At 69.8% G+C, this 17,518-nt stretch carries 15 protein-coding genes; 6 read left to right on the top strand and 9 right to left on the bottom strand.

Features of this window, described 5'->3' with window-relative positions:
• Positions 1-53 precede the first annotated feature (53 nt).
• Complete coding sequence (locus tag DGO_RS07995; protein WP_014684985.1) at positions 54-965, bottom strand: LysR family transcriptional regulator; 912 nt, start codon at positions 963-965, stop codon at positions 54-56.
• Positions 966-1,044: 79 nt separating this feature from the next.
• On the opposite strand from DGO_RS07995, the gene DGO_RS07990 reads away from it, so the two are divergent.
• Positions 1,045-2,154 (top strand): TDT family transporter, encoded by a 1,110-nt coding sequence (locus DGO_RS07990; protein WP_014684984.1) that lies wholly within the window; start codon positions 1,045-1,047, stop codon positions 2,152-2,154.
• A 13-nt stretch (positions 2,155-2,167) separates the two neighbouring features.
• Here DGO_RS07990 and DGO_RS24220 read toward each other — a convergent pair whose 3' ends face one another.
• Together DGO_RS24220 and DGO_RS07980 are read right to left on the bottom strand one after the other, a co-directional pair.
• The gene (locus DGO_RS24220) at positions 2,168-2,521 is read right to left on the bottom strand and encodes a hypothetical protein (protein WP_226991320.1); all 354 of its coding nucleotides are present in this window, start codon (positions 2,519-2,521) and stop codon (positions 2,168-2,170) included.
• Entirely contained in the window at positions 2,455-3,420 is a 966-nt protein-coding gene (locus DGO_RS07980; RefSeq protein WP_043801626.1) for an MFS transporter, read from the bottom strand. Before DGO_RS07980 ends, DGO_RS24220 begins: the two co-directional genes overlap by 67 nt.
• Positions 3,421-3,591: 171 nt before the next feature.
• On the opposite strand from DGO_RS07980, the gene DGO_RS07975 reads away from it, so the two are divergent.
• Positions 3,592-4,296, top strand: coding sequence for a phosphatase PAP2 family protein (locus tag DGO_RS07975; RefSeq protein ID WP_050920731.1), 705 nt, complete (start codon positions 3,592-3,594; stop codon positions 4,294-4,296).
• Between the two features lie 141 nt (positions 4,297-4,437).
• On the opposite strand, the gene DGO_RS07970 is transcribed toward DGO_RS07975, so the two are convergent.
• Entirely contained in the window at positions 4,438-5,850 is a 1,413-nt protein-coding gene (locus DGO_RS07970; protein ID WP_014684982.1) for an aspartate kinase, read from the bottom strand.
• 156 nt (positions 5,851-6,006) lie between these two features.
• Between DGO_RS07970 and DGO_RS07965 the strand changes: the two genes are divergently transcribed.
• Both DGO_RS07965 and DGO_RS07960 read left to right on the top strand, forming a co-directional pair.
• The gene (locus DGO_RS07965) at positions 6,007-7,737 is read left to right on the top strand and encodes an ABC transporter substrate-binding protein (RefSeq protein WP_014684981.1); all 1,731 of its coding nucleotides are present in this window, start codon (positions 6,007-6,009) and stop codon (positions 7,735-7,737) included.
• A gap of 67 nt (positions 7,738-7,804) precedes the next feature.
• Positions 7,805-8,371, top strand: a complete 567-nt coding sequence (locus DGO_RS07960) for a YceI family protein (protein ID WP_014684980.1) — start codon at positions 7,805-7,807, stop codon at positions 8,369-8,371.
• Here DGO_RS07960 and pdxT read toward each other — a convergent pair.
• The 5 genes from pdxT to fsa all read right to left on the bottom strand — a co-directional run bounded on the left by pdxT (position 8,349) and on the right by fsa (position 12,360).
• Complete coding sequence (pdxT, locus tag DGO_RS07955; protein WP_083847248.1) at positions 8,349-9,008, bottom strand: pyridoxal 5'-phosphate synthase glutaminase subunit PdxT; 660 nt, start codon at positions 9,006-9,008, stop codon at positions 8,349-8,351. The two genes, DGO_RS07960 and pdxT, sit on opposite strands and share 23 nt — an antisense overlap.
• A gap of 5 nt (positions 9,009-9,013) precedes the next feature.
• A complete protein-coding gene (gene pdxS / locus DGO_RS07950) occupies positions 9,014-9,904 on the bottom strand; it encodes a pyridoxal 5'-phosphate synthase lyase subunit PdxS (RefSeq protein WP_014684978.1) in 891 nt (296 codons plus the stop codon).
• A gap of 80 nt (positions 9,905-9,984) precedes the next feature.
• Positions 9,985-10,368, bottom strand: a complete 384-nt coding sequence (locus tag DGO_RS07945; protein WP_145975274.1) for a response regulator — start codon at positions 10,366-10,368, stop codon at positions 9,985-9,987.
• Entirely contained in the window at positions 10,361-11,638 is a 1,278-nt protein-coding gene (gene rho / locus DGO_RS07940) for a transcription termination factor Rho (RefSeq protein ID WP_043801625.1), read from the bottom strand. Before rho ends, DGO_RS07945 begins: the two co-directional genes overlap by 8 nt.
• The gene (gene fsa, locus DGO_RS07935; protein ID WP_014684975.1) at positions 11,635-12,360 is read right to left on the bottom strand and encodes a fructose-6-phosphate aldolase; all 726 of its coding nucleotides are present in this window, start codon (positions 12,358-12,360) and stop codon (positions 11,635-11,637) included. The genes rho and fsa overlap by 4 nt, the downstream gene beginning before the upstream one ends.
• A gap of 634 nt (positions 12,361-12,994) precedes the next feature.
• On the opposite strand from fsa, the gene ileS reads away from it, so the two are divergent.
• Positions 12,995-16,189: an isoleucine--tRNA ligase gene (gene ileS, locus DGO_RS07930; RefSeq protein ID WP_043801621.1), complete on the top strand. Its 3,195-nt coding sequence runs from the start codon at positions 12,995-12,997 to the stop codon at positions 16,187-16,189.
• A gap of 202 nt (positions 16,190-16,391) precedes the next feature.
• Positions 16,392-17,384: a type I glyceraldehyde-3-phosphate dehydrogenase gene (gap, locus tag DGO_RS07925; RefSeq protein WP_014684971.1), complete on the top strand. Its 993-nt coding sequence runs from the start codon at positions 16,392-16,394 to the stop codon at positions 17,382-17,384.
• Positions 17,385-17,518 lie beyond the last annotated feature (134 nt).

Below are 17,518 nucleotides of genomic sequence, written 5' to 3'. Positions count from 1 at the left end.
CGGGGAGGCCGGGCACATGCGCGCGCTGGCGGGGGGCGGCTGCGCCGAACGGCCTAGCGGCGGGGGGGGTGGCCCTCGGGCGCAGGGGGTTCCAGGAGCCCGAGGAACTGCCGGGCCGCGAAGGAGAGCTGCCCGGTGGGCGCGCTGACACGGCTGAGCGGCCGGCGCAGGCCCGGCAGCGCCAGCGCGAGGCGCACCAGCACCCCCGACCGGAGTTCGCGCCGCACCCGCAGCTCCGGCAACAGGGCCAGCCCCAGGCCCTGGATGACCGCCTCCTTGACCGCCTCGGTGCCCGGCAGTTCGAGCCGGCTGACCGTGCGCAGGGCCGTACCGGCGAGGGCCTGCTCGGCCACCTCGCGGGTGCCGGACCCGTGCTCGCGCCAGATCAGCGGCAGGGGCGCGGCGTGGCCGAGCCCGGCTGCGCCGACCAGCGGATGTCCGGGGGCCGACACCAGCACGAGCTCGTCGTGGCCGAAGACCTCGGCCTGCCAGTCGTCCCCCAGGAGGCCGGGCGGGCCTTCGATCAGGGCCACCTCGACCTGTCCGCCCTGGAGCGCCCCCAGGACCTCCTGGGTATTGCCCTGCCGGATCTGGACGGCCACGCCGGGATACCGGGCCTGGTAGGCCGACAGGAGGCCGGGCAACAGCGACGCCGCGACCGTGCTGCTCGCCGCGAGCCGCAGGGTGCCGCGTTCCAGGCCGCGCCGCTCGCGCATGGCGGTGTGGGCACCTTCCAGCGCGCGGGCGAGGGCCTGCGCGTGGACCAGCAGGGCCTCGCCCGCTTCGGTGAGCCGCACCCCCGTGCGGTGCCGGCTGAGGACCGGCTCACCGACCGCCCGGGTCAGCAACCTGATCTGGCTGGACACCGCCGGCTGGGTCAGGTTCAGCTCGGCGGCGGCGGCGCTCAGGCTGCCCAGCCGGGCGACCCGCGCGAAGGTCAGGAGATGCTCAGGATTCAGGGCCATTCTCAGATCTATATTCTTTTTGGGTCAGGCCTATCAATCCTTATTTGAGCTTATGGCAGGAGCCGCCTATCCTCCAGGGATGACCACCTCCTCCCTGCTCGCCCCGCAGGACCGTCTCCGGGAAGCCGTCCGGGGCTTCACGCCCAACTGGTTCGCCGCCACGATGGGCACGGGCATCCTCGCGCTGACGCTGCCGCACCTGCCGCTGCCGGGCGCGGAGACGCTCGGGGAAGGGCTGTGGTGGCTGAACATGGCGCTGCTGCTGCTGTTCACCGGCCTGTCGGCGGCGCGCCTGCTCCGTTTTCCCGGCGAGAGCCTCGCCACGCTGCGCCACCCCGTCCAGAGCATGTTCCTGGGGGCGGTGCCGATGGCTCTGGCGACGGTCGTCAACGGGCTGGTGGTCTTCGGCGTGCCGCGCTGGGGCGGGGCGGCGGCGGGGCTGGCGCGCGACTTGTGGGTCTTCGACGCCGTGCTCGCGGGGGTCACCGGGCTGCTGGTGCCGTACCTGATGTTCACGCGGCAGGATCACGCCCTGGAGCGCATGACCGGCGTATGGCTGCTGCCCGTGGTGGCCTCGGAGGTCGCGGCGGCGAGCGCGGGCCTGATCGCGCCGCAGCTGGACACGGCGGGCGCGACCACGCTGGTCTACGCGGGCTACGTGCTGTTCGCGCTCTCGGTGCCCCTGGCGCTGATGGTCATCACGGTGCTGGTGCTGCGGCTGGCACAGCACCGGCTCCCACCCGCCGATCTGGCCGTGAGCATGTTTCTGCCGCTGGGGCCGCTGGCGACCGGCGCGCTGGCCCTGCTGCAACTGGGCGGGGCCGCGCCGCGCGTCCTGACGGCGCAGGGTCTGGGCGACCTGGCCCCCACGCTGCTGGGGCTGGGGCTGGTCGGGGGGCTGGTGCTGTGGGGCTTCGGGGCCTGGTGGCTGGCCCTGGCGACCCTGACCACCCTGAGCTTCGCCCGCCGGGGCCTCCCATTCAATCTCGGCTGGTGGGGGCTGACCTTTCCACTGGGGGTCTACGCGGCCGCGACCTTCGGGCTGGGCGCCCTGACGCGGCTGCCGGCCCTGACGGCCCTCGGGCACGTGTTCGTCGTGGCGCTCGCCGGGCTGTGGGGGCTGGTGGCGGTGCGCACCGCCTGCGGGGCGTGGCGCGGGGACCTGTTCCGGACAGCGCCGCTCGCCTGACCGGCGGGCGGCGTCAGGCCGGCGTCGCCGCGCGGGTCTCGCGGCGGGCGAGGCCGGCGGCGAGGACCAGCAGCGCCACGCACAGCAGGGCGATCAGGGCGAACAGACCGCGCGGAGACGCGGCGAACACCAGCCCCGCCAGCCCGGCGGCGGGGATCGAGCACAGCAGCGTCAGGGTCTGCACGGCCGAATACAGATCGGCCGTACCCTCCCCCGCCGGCAACCGCGCGAACAGGGCCGCGTCGCGGTAGGTCTGGGTCAGGAAGGTCGCGCCTCCGATCACGCCGACGACCGCGAGCATCAGTGCGGCGTGGCCGGGCGGCACGAGCAGCAGCGCTCCGGCGCCGACCAGCGCCAGCGCGCGCACGGCCACCAGGGTCTTGCCCCGAGCGGCAGCCGGCCCAGCCGGGGCAGCGCGACGCCGTACAGCAGGGCGGTGACGAGGGCCGCGACGACCGGCACGTACGAGAGGGTCTGCGCACTGAAGCCCAGCGTCTCGCCCAGGAACAGGATCTGAAAGAGGCTGAGCTGCTCGATGAACACGGTCAGCACGTAGAACACGGTGATGCCCACGAGGCCGGGGTGCCCGCGCATGCCCGAGACGCGCCGGAGGGTCTGGCCCAGGCTCTGGCCCAGGCTCAGGTCGCGGTGCAGGCGCATGGCTTCTTCTCCGCTGCGCGTCTCGTCGGTGATGGCGTTGCGCCACAGGAACATCACGGTCATGCCCACGCCGCCCAGGGCGTAGAAGACGCGCAGGGTGGGCACCACGCCGTAGCGGGTGATGAGCAGGCCCAGCAGCGGCGTGAGCAGGCCGCAGAAGGTCACGATCAGGTTCATGATGCCGAAGACGCGCGGGCGCTGCGGGGCGTCCACGTCCTCGATGACGAGCAGACTCCAGGACACCGCGACGACGCGGTTGATGGCGTTGAGGGCCGCCGCGACCACGAAGGCCCCCAGCGACTGCGCGAGCGCCCAGACGAACATGGGGGCCGACCAGGAGATCAGGTCGCCGATCAGGGTGGTGCGCTTGCGGCCCAGCCGGTTGGTGATGGGCGCGGCGAAGGCCTGACACACGAAGGACAGCGCCAGCGTGACCGAGCCGAGCAGGCCGATCTCGGCGCTGGAGAGCCCGACGCTGCGCAGGTACAGCGGAGCGTAGTACAGCACGACCGTGCCGAAGACCGCCCACAGCGGTTCGAGCAGGATCGAGTTGCGGGCGTTGCGCGGCAGATCGGCGAGCGACCGGAGTGCCAGCCCCCGGCTCATGCGGCGGGGCGGGCAGGCAGCGGGCGCGGGCGCAGGGGCATCGGGGCCACTATGGCACGCCGAACTGAATCGGTACAGAGGGGCGGGAGCGGGGACCGGGCGGGCCGGTCAGGGGCCTGTCCTTAACGTTGACGCAAGCCCCGCGGCAGGTCAGCGGAGTGTAATGGGCGGATGCGCCTGCCGACCCGCCGTCCACCTCCTCCGCCCCTGTCCCACCCGGTGCGGCGCTGGAACGCCGTCGCGCTGCTGCTGCTGGGGGTGCTGCTGCCGCTGCTGGCGGTCGCCGACCTGACCGAGGACATCTTCCGCGAGGGCGGGTTCGCGTGGGACCAGACCGTGCTGGCTTGGTACCGCGCGCACCGCACCCCCGAACTGACGCGCGTGGCCGAGGCGCTGGCCGTCATCGGCGGGGTGCAGGTGCTGCCGCTGATCACCCTGGCGATCGTGGCGGGACTGTACCGGGCCGGTGCGCGGGCGCACGCCCTGTTCCTGGCCCTGGCGGTGGGCGGCGCGACCCTGCTGAACGTCGTGACCAAGCTGATCTTCCAGCGGCCCCGGCCCGACGTGCTCGAGGCGGTGCTGCGGGAACCGGGCTTCAGCTTTCCGAGCGGGCACGCGATGGCGAACGCTGCTTTCGGGATCGCCATCACGCTGATCTTCTGGCGATCGCGCGCAGGCTGGCCGGTCGCCGTTCTGGGCGCAGTGTGGGCGGTGCTGGTGGGCGTCAGCCGCAATTACCTGGGGGTCCACTATCCCAGTGACGTGCTGGCCGGGGCGCTGAGCAGCCTCGTGTGGGTGGTCGGCCTCTACCTGCTGATGGGACAGTTTCGCCCGTCATTGCGCGGTTCCCCGGCAGGAGAACGCGACAACCGTTGAGGAGCGATCGTCTCCTCTCTTTTTTCGGCAAACAAGTGAAAGTATTCACGATTATCTTGGTTTGTGAGAAATAAATTCCATCAATCCTTTTTAGGGTCAAGTCCTATCTGTTCCGGGCAGGACCTGACCCATACAGAACATTCAGTCGGCGGCCTGCACCGCCGTCCCGAGGCCGAAAGCGGCGTGGACCGCCTCGGTGGCGCGGTCTACCTGGGCGCCGTCGAGGGCCACGCTGATGTTCAGCTCGCTGCTGCCCTGCGAGATCATCAGGATGTTCACGTCCTCGGCCGCGAGCGCGGTGAACAGCCGGGCCGAGACGCCCTTCTGGCCGCGCATGCCGCTGCCGACGATGGCCAGCACGGCCACGCCGCCCTGCACCTCCACGTTCAGCTCCCCCGTGATTCCGGCGCGCAGGGCCGCGACGGTGCGCCCCTCGTCCACCGAGGGCACGGCCAGCGAGACGTTGCTCATGCTGCTGCTCTGCGAGACCATCAGCAGGGTGATGTTGGCGCGGGCGATGGCCGCGAACACGCTGGAGACGACCTCGGGCACGCCCAGTGCTCCGGCGCCGCTCACGTTGACGAGGCTCACGCTGCGGATGGCCGTGACTGCCTTGACGGGATGGCCTTCCTCCTCGTGGGGCTGGGCCTGCACGAGCGTGCCGGGAAAATCGGGGTCGGCGGCGCTCTTGACGCGCAGGGGAATCCCGCTTTCCTGGAGGGGCGTGACTGCCAGCGGGTGCAGCACCTTGGCCCCGAAATAGGCCAGCTCCATGACCTCGCCGTAGCTCAGGACCCCGATGTTCTGGGCGTCCTTGACCACGCGCGGGTCGGCACTCATGACGCCGTCCACGTCCTTCCAGGCCCAGACCTCGTCGGCGCCCAGAGCCTTGCCCACGATGGTCGCGGAGAAGTCGGTGCCGCCGCGTCCCAGCGTGGTCAGCGCGCCCTGCTCGGTCTCGCCCATGAAGCCGGCGATTACCGGGGTCACGTCGGCGGCGAACAGGCCGCTGAGGCGGTCGCGGATGCGCTCGTAGGTGCCGCTCAGGGGGCGGGCGTTGCCGAAGTGGGCGTCGGTGAGGATGCCGGCCTCGCCGCCGGTCAGGTGCCGGGCGCGCAGGCCCGTCTGCTCCAGGGCGAGGCTCATCAGGGGCGCGCTGAGACGCTCGCCGAAGGCGACGATCAGGTCGCGGCTGCGCGGGGTCAGTTCGCGCAGCAGGTACACGCCGTACACCGCCTGCCGGAGCGTCTCGTGCATCTCGCGGATCTCGCGCACGGCGGGGCTGTCGGGCGCGGCCCCGAGTTCCTGGGCGGCCGTGAAGTGACGGGTACGCATGGCGGCGATCTCGTCGTTGGCGCGGGCGATGTCGCCGGTCTGCGCGGCGTCGGCGAGCTGGAGCAGCTGGTTGGTCACGCCGGCCATGGCCGAGACGACCACCACGACGCGCACCCCCTCGCGGATGCTGCGGGCGGCCAGCGAGGCGCTGTGGCGGATGGCGCGGGCGTCCTGCATGTTGGTGCCGCCGAATTTCATGACCAGAAGCGAGTAAGCCATATCTGCCCCAGTATGCCCGGCCACGCTCCGGGGTCGGGTCAGGTGTCTGCGCAGTGCGCGGGCTAGACCGCCGGTCACTTCAGGGCGGCGCTGCGGACAGCGGGATGTGTCACACTCCGAAGCAGTCTTCACCGCTCTCTCACCCGGAGGTTCGCCATGACGCTGCGCCGCACTGCCCTGTCCCTGAGTCTGCTGCTGACCCCCGCCGCCCTGGCCGCCACCCCGCGCGACACCCTGGTGATCCAGCAGGCCGCGACCGTCTCCACGCTCGATCCGGGCATCGCCTACGACTCGTTCAGCCTGATGATGATCGAGAACATCTACGAGCCGCTGTGGACCTACAAGGGCGGCAGCCTCACGCAGATGACGCCGCTGCTCGCCGCGCGGCTGCCCACCTACACGAACGGGGGCAGGACACTGGTCGTGGACCTGCGCAGGGGTGTGAAGTTCCACAGCGGCAACGCCATGACCTGCGCCGACGCCGAGTACACCTACCGGCGCGACCTCGTGACCAACCATCCCGAGTCGGCCAACTGGTTCCTGAGCGACTCGCTGCTGGGCACGCCCGACAACGCGAACAAGAACAAGGCGGTTACCTGGGCCAGGATCGCGGGCGCCGTGAAGTGCAACGCCGCCGGGCAACTGGTCTTCACGCTGCCCAAGGCCGACCCGGCTTTCATGGCGAAACTGGCCTTCACGGGGGCGGGCATCGTGGACCGGGCCTGGGCGATCCGCCAGGGCGACTGGAACGGCACCGAGGCGACCTGGCGGGCCTGGGTGGGCAAGGACCTGAACGCGGGCAACCTGAGCAGGAACCCCAGCGGCACCGGGGCCTACCGGCTGGCGAAGTGGGACGCGAACAACGTGCTGCTCACGGCCTTTCCGGGCTACTGGGGGGGAATGCCGGCCATCCGCAACGTCGCCATGCAAAAAGTCGCCGAGCTGGCGGTGCGGCAGCAGGCCTTCTTGCGCGGCGACGCCGACCTGATCGAGGCGGGCACGCGCGTGAACGTGGAGACGCAGCTCAGGGGCCAGCCGGGCGTGACGGTGCTGGACAACCTGCCCACCACCGGCGCGGGCGCGCTGTTCATGAACCAGAACATCCGCGCGGCGGGCGCGCTGGGCAGCGGCAAGCTGGACGGCAAGGGCATTCCGGCGAACTTCTTCAGCGACGTGAACCTGCGCCGGGCGATGGCCTACGCCTTCGACTACGACGAGTTCATCCGCGACGTGCAGCGCGGCAAGGGCCAGAAGCGCACCATGCTGCTGCCCGACTCCTTCCCCGGTTACGACAAGCGCGTGAGCACCTACAGCTACGACCCCGTCAAGGCCGCCGAGTCCTTCAAGAAGGCCTGGGGCGGGCAGGTGTGGCAGCAGGGCTTCGTCATCAACGCGAACTACCGCACCGGGCACATCCTGGGCCAGACCGCGCTGGAGGTCCTCAAGCAGGGTGTCGAGGCCATCAACCCCAAGTTCCGCATCAACATCGGCGTGGAGCCGTGGTCCGAGCAGAGCGTCAAGATGCAGAAGGGCGAGGAAGTCATGCTCCCGATGAGCTGGGGCGCGGACTACGGCGACCCCGACAACTTCATGTACACCTTCTACAGCAGCGGCGGTTTCTTCTATCCGACCCACAGCTGGAAGGACGCGCGGGTGGACCGCTGGCTCGACCAGGCGCGCGCCACGACCGACACGGCCGCCCGCAACCGGCTCTACCGGCAGGTGGCCGACGTGGCCGCCGACCAGAGTCCCTACCTGCTGCTGCCCGCCGACCTGAACGTGCGCCCCCTGCGCAGCAATCTCCAGGGCGTGAGCGCGGCCACCTACAACCCGCTGCGCAACTTCAACTTCACCGGCACGTTCATCCGCGAACTCAGCAAGAAGTAGGCGGGCGAAGGGCGGGTACGCGGCGGGCCTTCACCCGCCCTTCACCGGAACCGCTCAACATGGAGACATGACCAGGGCCTTTTCCCGGACCGGCCGCCGCTTCCTCGCCCTGGCCCTGCTCGCCGGGTCGGGGACCGTGTGGGCCGCGCCCTACACGGCGGCGCAGGGCCGCGCGACCTTCGAGCACCGGGTCCTGATCGTAAACGTCAGGGGCACGGTCGAGGGCGTGACGGCCAGTGTGCAGCTCGACCCCGACGACCTCGCGGCGACGCGGGGGCAGGTGAGCGTGCCGCTGGTCAACCTGCGCACCGGCATAGGCCTGCGCGACGACCACGCCCGGGGCGAGTCGGCCCTGAACACCGCCCGCTTTCCGAACGCGACCTTCGTGCTGACCAGCCTGACGGGCGGCCGGCTGGCCGACGGCCAGACCGTCAGCACCACGGCGGGCGGGCAGCTCACGCTGAAGGGCGTGACGCGGTCCCTCAGCGTGCCGGTCAAGGCCACCCGCACGGGCAATCAGGTACGGGTGACGACCCAGTTCAAGTTCAATCCGCACGAGTTCGGCGTGAACTATGCGGGCAGCAGCGACAGCGCCTCGGTCGAGGTCACCTTTACGCTGATCCCGGAAGCGTAGGCGGACGGGCGGGGGCACTTTCTGCCCCTCCCCCGACCCGTGGCGCGCGCTGCTCCAGCAGCCCCAGGAACAGCTCGTGCAGCCGGGCGTCGGGGGTCAGCTCGGGGTGAAAGGAACTCGCCATGACCCGTCCCTGGCGGGCCAGCACCGCCTCGCCTCCGTGGCGGGCCAGCACCTCGACGCCGGGACCGGCGTGCGTGATGACCGGCGCGCGGATGAACACGGCCGGAAAGGGCGTGTCCAGGCCCGCGACCTCCAGCGGCGTGGTGAAGGAATCGAGCTGCCGCCCGAAGGCGTTGCGCTGCACGGTCACGTCGATCAGGCCCAGGCTGCGCTGCGCGGGCGCGGCGGGGCTGGCGCCCGTCACCTCGGCGGCGAGGAGGATGGCCCCGGCGCAGGTACCCCACAGCGCGCCTCCACGCGCGTGGAAGTCGCGCAGCGGTGCCCACAGGGCGTACTCGTCCATCAGGCGGACCATCGTCGTGGACTCGCCGCCGGGCAGCACCAGGCCGGCCAGACCGGCCAGGTCGCGGGGCAGCCGCACTTCACGCACGGACGCCCCCAGGCCCCGCAGCCGCGCGGCATGCTCGCGGTAGGCCCCCTGGAGGGCGAGGACACCGACTTCGGCTGCGGGCAAGGGCCTTACCAGCCGCGCGCGGCGAGGCGCTCGGCGGGAATGAGGTCGTCGATGTTGATGCCGGTCATGGGCGCGCCGAGGTCCTCGCTGATTTCCGCGAGCAGGTCGGGATTCTGGTAGTGCGTCACGGCCTTCACGATGGCCTGGGCGCGGCGCTCGGGGTTCGAGGACTTGAAGATACCGCTGCCCACGAACACGCCGTCGAGGCCCAGGTACATCATCAGGGCGGCGTCGGCAGGGGTGGCGACGCCGCCCGCCGCGAAGTTCACGACCGGCAGCTTGCCGTTGGCGTGCACGTACTTCACGAGTTCATAGGGGGCCTGGAGGTCGCGGGCCACCGTCATGAGTTCCTCGGCGGGGCGGGCCTGGATGGCGCGGATCTCGCCCAGCACGGTGCGGGCATGGCGCACGGCCTCGACCACGTTGCCGGTGCCGGCCTCGCCCTTGGTGCGGATCATGCTGGCACCCTCGCCCACGCGGCGCAGCGCCTCACCCAGGTTCTTGGCGCCGCACACGAAGGGCACCGCGAAGTCGCTCTTGAGGATGTGGAACTGCTCGTCGGCCGGGGTCAGCACCTCGGACTCGTCGATGAAGTCCACGCCGAGCGCCTGGAGAATCTGCGCCTCGACGACGTGCCCGATGCGGACCTTCGCCATGACGGGAATGCTCACCGCGCCGATGATCTCCTTGATCATCTTGGGGTCGCTCATGCGCGCCACGCCCCCGTCCTTGCGGATGTCGGCGGGCACGCGCTCCAGGGCCATCACGGCGGTCGCGCCGGCGGCCTCGGCGATGCGCGCCTGGTCGGCGGTGACCACGTCCATGATGACGCCGCCCTTGAACATCTCCGCGAAGCCCTGCTTGATCTGGGGGGTGCCGGTCTGCTGCTCGCTCATGGGGCCCAGGCTAGAACACGACTGACCCCAGTGCAGGGGTCAGAATCGGGTAGACGATGGGGTCAGTTCCGGTGGCCGGATCAGGTGCGGCTGGCCTGGACCTGCCGGATCACCGCGACGAGTTCGGACGGCCGGAAGGGCTTGGTGAGCGCGGCGGCGATGAGCGGCTCGGCGGCCGGGTCGTAGTCGGGCAGCGACAGGCCGGTGAGCAGCACGACGGGCGGAGCGGCGTCGCCTAGGCGGGCGTACATGCGCCGCGCCGTTTCCAGGCCGTCCCAGGGCGACATCAGCACGTCCATGACCACGGTGTCGAAAGGATGGCGGCAGGCCAGGTCGAGCGCCTGCGGGCCACTCAGGGCGGTGCAGACATCGAAGCCCTGAAGGCTGAGGCTGAGGTCGAGCAGTTCCAGAATCTGGGCTTCGTCGTCCACCACCAGCAGGCGGGGTGGACGGGGATCAGCCACCGGCCAGCGCTTGCAGGAACTCGACGTTGTTGCGCGTCTTGCCCATGCGCGAGAGCAGCATCTCCATCGCGTCGGCAGGGTCCATGTCGGAAATGACCTTGCGCATCAGCCACATCTTCTTGAGCACTTCGGGTTGCAGCAGCAGTTCCTCGCGGCGGGTGCCCGACTTGAGGATGTCCATCGCGGGGAAGATGCGGCGCTCTTCGAGGCGGCGCGAGAGCACGAGTTCGGCGTTGCCGGTGCCCTTGAACTCCTCGAAGATCACGTCGTCCATGCGCGAGCCGGTCTCGACGAGGGCGGTCGCCAGGATGGTCAGGCTGCCCCCCTCGCGGATGTTGCGCGCCGCGCCCAGGAAGCGTTTGGGCCAGTGCAGCGCGTTGGAATCCAGACCGCCCGAGAGGGTGCGCCCGGTCGGCGGCGTGACGAGGTTGTTCGCGCGCGCCAGACGGGTGATCGAGTCGAGCAGGATGACCACGTGCCCGCCCTCCTCGACGATGCGCCGGGCCCGCTCGTGCACGAACTCGGCCACGCGCACGTGGTGCTGCGGCGGCTCGTCGAAGGTGCTGGCGATGACCTGCGCGCCCTGCACGCTCTCGCGGAAGTCGGTGACCTCCTCGGGGCGCTCGTCCACGAGCAGCACCATCACCGTCACGTCGGGGTAGTTCTTGACGATGGAGTTGGCGATCTTCTTGAGCAGCGTGGTCTTGCCGGCCTTGGGCGGCGCGACGATGAGCGCGCGCTGACCCCGCCCGATGGGCACGAGCAGGTCCACCACGCGCAGGCTCAGGGTGTCGTCGGTGCCGGGGTCCTCGAGGACCAGCTGCGCGTCGGGGAAGGTCGGCGTGAGATCGTCGAAGCGCGGGCGCTTGCGGGCGGCCTCGGGGTCCAGGCCGTTGATGGCCTCGACCCGCACGAGCGAGCCGAAGCGCTCGTTCTCGCGCGGCTTGCGGGCGCGCCCGATGACCTCGTCGCCGGTCCGCAGGTGGAACTGCTTGATCAGGCCGGCGGTGACGAGCACCGTGCGGCTCTGGGGGTCGAGGAGGTCGGCCTGCAAGAAGCCGTAGCCATCGGCGCTGATGTCAAGGTAGCCGCGCGCGAGGCTCTGGCCCTCGGCGCTGGCCTGGCGCTCCATGATGGCGAGCGACAGGGCGTCTTTTTTGAGCTTGCGGTAGTTCTCGATGCCGAGACCGGCCGCAATGAGGTGCAGTTCCGGCAGAATCTTCTGCTGGAGCTCGTGAAAGGGCAGGGGCGGTGAGGCCGTGTCGGTCACTTCGTGCTTCCCCCCTGGGGCGTCGCGCCGCCGGCCTGCGGGTTGGTGCCGGCCTCGCTGGCCGGGGTCTCGGCGCTGGCGCCGGCACGCTTGGCCCAGTCCTTCATGAAGCCGTCGAGGCCCGCCTGGGTCAGGGGGTGCTTGACCATCTGGGTAAAGACCTTGTAGGGGATGGTCGCCACGTCGGCGCCCGCGAGCGCGGCCTGCACGACGTGGGTGGGGTGCCGGATGCTGGCCGCGAGCACCTTGGTCGAGATGCCGCCCTGGACATAGGCTTCCTTGATGTCGCGGATCAGGTCGATGCCGTCCCAGCCGATGTCGTCCACGCGGCCCGCGAAGGGGCTGATGTAGGTCGCCCCGGCGCGGGCGGCGAGCAGGGCCTGCGGCACGCTGAAGCACAGCGTCACGTTGGTCTTGATCCCGGCGTCGGTCAGGACGCGGCAGGCCTGGAGGCCGGCGGGGGTCAGCGGCAGCTTGACCACGATGTGCTCGTTCCAGGTGGCGATGTCCTTGCCCTGGGCGATCATCTCGTCGGCTTCGAGACTGGTGACCTCGGCGCTGATGGCCCCGCCGACCATCGCGGCGATCTCGCCGATGACCTCACGGAAGTCGCGGCCCGAGGCCACGATGAGGCTGGGATTGGTGGTGACGCCCGACAGGACGCCCCAGGCGTTGATTTCCTTGATCTCGTCGACGATGGCGGTATCGATGAAAAATTCCATGTTCTTTGACTCCTTTGAGGGGCTTCCCGGCGACGGGCCCGCGCCCGCACGCCGACAAACCGCACAGATCACGACTCGGGTGCGTTGCCCTGGATATTGACCAGCATAACCCTCCAGGGGCGGCCAGGGCCACCCAGGCTGTGTGGGCGGCGCCGGGTGAGGGGGCCACATTGACCCTGCTCAGGGTGACGCCTTAGCATGAGGGGCGTTTCCGGGAGAGGAAACGTACAGCTTGAGGCGAACGCGAGGACAGTAGGCGGCGCAGGGCGCACAGGAGCGAACCGGGGATGGTGCGAGCCCGGCCGTGCCGCCCCGCCGTCCGAAGATCACCTCCCGCGCCGACGGAAGAAAGGGCCTGGCCCGAGTAGACCCGTCCGGGGTTACTCCACGACACGGAGTCACAGAGGTCCGGCCCCGCGCCGGACGAAGCTTGGGTGGTACCACGCACTGACATCCGCAGCGCGTCCCAGCATGAAGCCTGGGGCGCGCTGCCCTCTGTGTTCCGGGCGAGGGAGGAAGGCATGAAGGAACACCCGCAGTTTCCCGCCCGCCGCCGAATTTTCCCGGCGGTGCGGCCCGCTTTCGCCCGATTCCCCGGCCCCCTCCCCTCCCCACCCTTTTTTCTGGAGATGCCATGACCACCCCACCCGAACCGACCTTCGCCCCCGTCCCGCAGAATCCCAGCTTTCCCGAGATGGAACTGGCGACCCTGAAGTGGTGGAACGACCACAAGATCTTCGAGCGCAGCCTGGAGCAGACGCGCGGCAACGAGCAGTTCACCTTCTACGAGGGACCGCCCACCGCCAACGGCCGCCCCGGCATCCATCACGTGCAGGCCCGGAGCTTCAAGGACCTGTTTCCGCGCTTCCGGACCATGCAGGGCTTCCATGTGCCGCGCAAGGCCGGCTGGGACACGCACGGTCTGCCGGTCGAGCTGGGCGTCGAGAAGAAGCTCGGCCTGAACAGTAAGCGCGACGTGGAGGCCTACGGCATCGAGAAGTTCAACGCCGAGTGCCGCACGTCGGTGTTCGAGTACGAGCAGGAGTGGCGCAAATTCACCGAACGCATGGGCTACTGGGTCAACCTCGACGACCCCTACATGACCCTGAACCGCGATTATGTGGAGAGCATCTGGTGGAGCGTCAAGGAGCTGGACGGCCGGGGGCTGCTGTACAAGGGCTTCCGGGTGGCCCCGTACTGCCCGCGCGACGGCACGACGCTCAGCAACGCCGAGGTCTCGGAGGGCTACAAGGACATCCAGGACCCGAGCGTCTACGTGACCTTCGCGCTGCGGGACCCGGCCGCCCTGGGCCTGCCGGAGGGCGCGGCCTTCCTGGTCTGGACGACCACCCCCTGGACACTGCCCTACAACGTGGGCGTGGCGCTGCACCCGGACTTCGAGTACGTGGCGGCGCTGGACAAGGACGGCCGCGCCCTGATCCTGGCGCGCAGCCTGCTGACCGAGGTGCTGGGCGAGGGGGCGGAGGTCCTGAAGTCGTTCCGGGGCACCGAGCTGGAGCGCGTGGCCTACGAGCCGCCCTACACCGAGGCCTACGCCGCCGAGGGCGAGGGCAAACCGGTCTGGATGAGCGGCCTGGACACCTACGTCTCCGACAGCGACGGCACCGGCATCGTGCACACGGCCCCGGCTTTCGGCGAGGACGACATGCGGCTGGCGCGCAACTACGGCCTGCCGGTCATCGTGGGCGTGGACGCCGAGGGCAAGCACCGCTTCGGGCCGTGGAAGGGCGTGTTCTTCCGGGACGCGAACACGGACATCGTGCGTGACCTGAGAGGCCGGGGCGTGATGTGGAAGGAGAAGAACTTCGTCCACTCCTACCCGCACTGCTGGCGCTGCGGCACGCCGCTCATGTACTACGCCACCGAGAGCTGGTACCTGAACAACACCAGCCGCAAGCAGGAACTCATCGAGCTGAACCAGACCATCGACTGGCACCCGCCGCACATCAAGAACGGGCGCTACGGCGGCTGGCTGGAAAACCTGATCGACTGGAACATCAGCCGCAGCCGCTACTGGGGCACGCCGCTGCCGATCTGGGAAGCCGAGGACGGCGAGTACCGGGTGGTGGGCAGCTACGCCGAACTGGCCGAGCTGAGCGGACGGCCCGAGCTGACGGGGCCGGACTTCGACCCGCACCGCCCCTTCGTGGACGACGTGACCTTCGACCTCGGCGGCAAGACGTTCCGGCGCGTGCCCTACGTGATGGACGTGTGGTACGACTCGGGCTCGATGCCCTTCGCGCAGCACCACTATCCCTTCGAGAACAAGGACGTGTTCGCGCGCAGCTTCCCGGCCGACTTCATCGCGGAGGCCATCGACCAGACGCGCGGGTGGTTCAACTCCCTGCACCAGATCGGCACGATGGTGTTCGACAGCGTGGCGTACAAGTCGGTGATCTGCTCGGGCCACATCCTCGACGAGAAGGGCCTGAAGATGTCCAAGAGCAAGGGGAACATCGTGGACCCCTGGGACGTGTTCGCGCAGTACGGCGCTGACGCGACGCGCTGGTACATGTACGTCTCGGCGCCGCCCGAGCTGAGCCGCCGTTTCGGGCCGAATCTGGTGGGCGAGGCCTTCCGCGGCTACTTCCTGACGCTGTGGAACACCTACAGCTTCTTCGTGCTGTACGCCAACCTCGACCGGCCGGACCTGCGCGCCGCGCCGCCCGTCGAGACGCGCCCCGAGGTGGACCGCTGGCTGCTGGCGAAGGTGCAGGCCCTGATCGCCACCGTCACCGAGCGGCTGGAGAACTACGACCCGACCGGCAGCAGCCGGGCCCTCCAGGATTTCGTGACCGAGGACCTGAGCAACTGGTACGTGCGGCGCAACCGGCGCAGGTTCTGGAGTGGGGACGGCAAGGTAGACCTGTCGGCCTACGCCACGCTGCACTCCGCCCTGGTGACGGTCGCGCAACTCACGGCGCCCTTCACGCCGTTCCTGGCCGAGACGCTGTGGCGCAATCTGGTCCTGAGCACCGAGCCGGGCGCCCCCGAGAGCGTGCACCTGAGCCAGTGGCCCAAGGTGGACGAGGCGCTGGCCGCCCCGACGCTGGTGGGTGAGATGGACGCCGTGCTGCGGGTGGTGAGCCTGGGCCGGGCCGTGCGCGGGCAGACCGGCGTGCGGGCGCGTCAGCCGCTGCCCAAGGTGCTCGTGCGCGCCCGGACCGCCGAGCAGACGGCCGCGCTGGGGCGCTTTTCCGCGCAGCTGCGCGAGGAGCTGAACGTCAAGGAGGTCGAGCTGCTCGACCAGTACGCCGAGCTGGTGAGCTACACGCTGCGGCCCAACCTGCCGCTGCTGGGCAAGAAGTTCGGCAAGGCGGTGCCGCAGGTGCGCGCCGCACTGAATGCCGCCGACACGTCGGAGGTGGCCCGCGCCGTGCGCGACGGCAAGCAGTTCGAGGTGATCGCCCCGACCGGCGAGCGCTTCGAGCTGGGGCCGGACGAGGTGCTCGTGGACGCCAAGAGTCCCGAGGGCTTCGCGGCGCTGGAGGAGGCCGGGTATCTGGTGGCCTTCGATACGGCGCTCTCGCGCGAGCTGGTGCTGGAGGGGCTGGCGCGCGACCTCGTGCGCGGCGTCCAGGACGGGCGCAAGCGTGCGGGCTTCGAGGTTCAGGACCGCATCACCCTGCACCTGGACCTCCAGGGCGACGCCCGCGAAGCCGCCGAAGTCTGGCAGGACTACCTGATGTCCGAGACGCTGGCCGAGGCGCTGGTGTTCGGCGTGGCCGGGGGCTTCCGCGCCGAGATCGAAGGCGGGGCGGCCTACCTGGAGAAGCTGGAGCGGGACGGCCAGACCGAGACGGCGTAAAGACGCAGGCGCAGAAAAAGCGGGCCAGGGATATTCCCGGCCCGCTTTTTCTGCGCTGGGGACAGGATTTCGGGCAGGCTCACCTTGAGCGTCCGCTTGGTGTCCAGGGGACACGAAACATGGAAGCGTTTCAGGGCTTAGACTGCGACATGCGAGGTGAGTCTCTCCGCCGTGGAGGGGCCCTCAAGACTGGAGGCACAGCATGAAAGTAGGCATCAACGGGTTCGGCCGCATCGGCCGTCTGGTCTTCCGCAACCTGGTCGAGCGTGGCGTGGAGGTCGTGGCGATCAACGACCTCACTGACAACAAGACCCTGGCGACCCTGCTCAAGTACGACTCGACCGCCGGACGCTTCGACGGCACCGTCGACTACGACGACACCAGCCTGACCGTCAACGGCCAGAAGGTGGCCGCCCTGGCCGAGCGCGACCCCGCCGCGATTCCCTGGGGCGAACTGGGCGCCGACATCGTGATCGAGTCGACGGGCATCTTCACGGCGCGCGACCAGGCCAGCAAGCACCTCACGGGCGGCGCCAAGAAGGTCATCATCACCGCGCCTGCCAAGAACGAGGACATCAGCATCGTGCTGGGCGTCAACGAGCAGGACTACGACCCGGCGGCACACAACATCATCAGCAACGCGAGCTGCACGACCAACTCGCTGGGCGCCCCCATGAAGCTGCTCGACGAGGCCTTCGGCATCGAGAAGGCCATCATGACCACCGTGCACAGCTACACCAACGACCAGCGCGTGCTGGACCTGCCGCACAGCGACCTGCGCCGCGCCCGCGCCGCCGCCGTGAACATCATCCCGACGAGCACCGGCGCGGCCAAGGCCGTTTCGCAGGTGTACCCGGCACTGAAGGGCAAGTTCGACGGCACCTCGCTGCGCGTGCCCACGCCGGTCGGCTCGATCAGCGACGTGGTGGTCATCCTGGGCCGCGAAGTGACCGCCCAGGAAGTCAACGACGTGTTCCGCAAGGCCGCCGAAGGCAGCCACAAGGGCATCATCAGCTACACCGAAGACCCCATCGTGCTTCAGGACATCGTGGGCGATCCGCACAGCGCGATCATCGACGGCGGCCTGACGATGGCGATGGGCAGCCTCGTCAAGTTCTTCTCGTGGTACGACAACGAGTGGGGCTACTCCAACCGCATCGCGGACCTCGTGCAGCTGGTTCAGCAGAAGGGCTGAGCGGCCGGATGTCGTGGCCGACCGTTCGGTGGAGTGTCCACCCTGCGGTCGGCCATTTTCGCTGTCGGCCGGGGTCCCGACCCCCGGGACCCGGCCTCGCAGGGCGGCGGCCCAGCTCCGGCCCCGCCGGGAGA

The organism is Deinococcus gobiensis I-0, assembly GCF_000252445.1.
GTDB lineage: Bacteria > Deinococcota > Deinococci > Deinococcales > Deinococcaceae > Deinococcus > Deinococcus gobiensis.
This window is presented reverse-complemented; position numbering and strand designations above follow the sequence as displayed.